Annotated in this window: 2 protein-coding genes; both read right to left on the bottom strand. The window is 71.5% G+C overall.

The genetic code is table 11. From position 1 onward, the window contains the following. Window positions 1-1,139 (bottom strand): class I adenylate-forming enzyme family protein (locus ETD83_RS41625; protein ID WP_138650735.1); only part of this gene is annotated, 1,139 nt, incomplete at its 3' end. Window positions 1,140-1,630: 491 nt separating this feature from the next. Continuing rightward, window positions 1,631-1,867 (bottom strand): response regulator transcription factor (locus tag ETD83_RS41620; RefSeq protein WP_138650734.1); only part of this gene is annotated, 237 nt, incomplete at its 5' end.

The raw sequence follows: 1,867 nt of genomic DNA, 5'->3' as shown, positions 1-1,867 counted from the left end.
GTGCCGGTGACCCGGCCGAGGACGAAGACACGGCCGTGGTCGTCGGCGAAGGCGGAGTCCCCGGTGGGCAGCCACCGGACGGGCACGTCCGCCGTCCGCGCGACGGGAAGGCGGAGGCACAGTTCGCCCGGCTGGTAGGACGGCTGGGCGGCGCCACTGCGGGGATGGACGATGTGCCACATCACGCCGGGCAGCCCCCGTCCGACCGAGTCCAGCGTGCCCTCCTCGGCGGCCCGCAGGTTGAGGTGGGTGAACCCGGCGGCCTCGGCCAGCCCGTACGCCTGCCGGACGGGGCAGCCGAGCCGGGCCGCGGCGGCGCGCGCGTCCTCGGCGGCCAGCGGCCCGCCCGCGACGACGACGGCGCGCAGACGGCGCAGGTCGTACCGGGACACGGCGCGGTCGCGGGCGAGGGCCTTCACGAGCCGGGGCGGCAGCACCACCACGGTCGCCCGGTGGTCCCGCATCGCCCGCAGCAAGTCATGACCGCCCAGGCCGACGACGGTCGCGCCGAGCCGCAACGCCGGGTTGAGGACACCGTTCAGCCCGAGCACATCGCTGAACGGCAGCGCGCTCAGCACGGTGTCGCCACCGCCGATCATCCCGGCGTCGGCGACCCGGACCAGCCCGGCCACGACCTCGGCATGCGTGAGCCGGACAGTCCGCCCCGGTCCGCGCGTGCGGGCGAGCAGGGCCGCATCCCGGTCGGGGTCGGCGTCCGGCAAGGACATGCCGCCTGGCTCCCCTGTGAGCAGGCCGTCGATCTCCAACGTCCGTGCCGCGCCATCGAAGCGTCCAGGCGGCGTGATCACGGCGCAGGCACCCGCGGCATCCACGAGAAATGCCTCGTCGACCGGGAACGGCACCGCTCCCGCCGCGATGACGGCGTGCAGCGCGACGGCGAATTCGGGCCCGTCCGGGAGGTGCAGGCCGACCACGTCCCCCGGCCCGATCCCCTCGCGGACGAGCCCGGACGCGGCGATCTCGACCATGGCGACCAGGTCCGCGTACGTCACCGAATGCCCGGACGCGGCGTCCACCACCGCGACCCGTCCCGGATCAGCGCTGGACGCCCCCAGCACCGCCCGCGTCACGGTGACCGCCGGATAGACGGCTGCGGGGTCCAACCCTTTGGAGAGCATGCCGCGAACCTAGATCAATGTCCGCCCGCCGCACATACTCCGAACTGCGCAATCACCGTCGTATTCGACACACCCCCAATAGCTCGGCCCTATGTACACACCCACCCTCGTCCCCTCCTCGACCGGAAGTCGGCGCACGAACCCGCCCGGCACGGACCGTCGGCGCCATCGCCGCACTCGGAACAACCGCAAGCAACAACGCGACCACACATCACAGGCGAACACGTCACCGAAAGCCGATGTCGATCCAGGAGTTCTCTGCAGTAAGGCCAGAAGACATCTGCAAGAGCTCGGCAGGGACCCGGTCGACGGCAATGGAGATCGCATCGAGGGGGTGGAGGTTGGGCCATGGCCGGGCCGTTCCACCATGCCTTGACGGTGCAGTTCGCCGTCCTCCAAAGGGACTCGACCGAGACCTGAACCGACCCGCTGTAGGTCCCGCAGGTAGCCCATGTCGCGGTTGCTCGGCCCGGGCATGAGGCGACGCCCCCTTACGGCGTTGGGGGGTCGGCGATGTTGCCCACGACCCAGGCGGCTATTTGAGCGCGGGAGGAGAAGCCCAGTTTGGTCAGGATGTTGGTCACGTGGCGGGCGACGGTGGCAGGGCTGATGACGAGTTCGTCGGCCACGCCACGGTTGCTGAGGCCGCGTGCGACTAGAAGGGCGATCTCGCGTTCTCGGGGGGTGAGGGTGCTCGGCGGGGTTATGGGTTCGGCGATGCGGGCGGG

The sequence above is a fragment of the Actinomadura soli genome, from assembly GCF_005889715.1.
Classification (GTDB): Bacteria; Actinomycetota; Actinomycetes; order Streptosporangiales; family Streptosporangiaceae; genus Spirillospora; species Spirillospora soli.
This window is presented reverse-complemented; position numbering and strand designations above follow the sequence as displayed.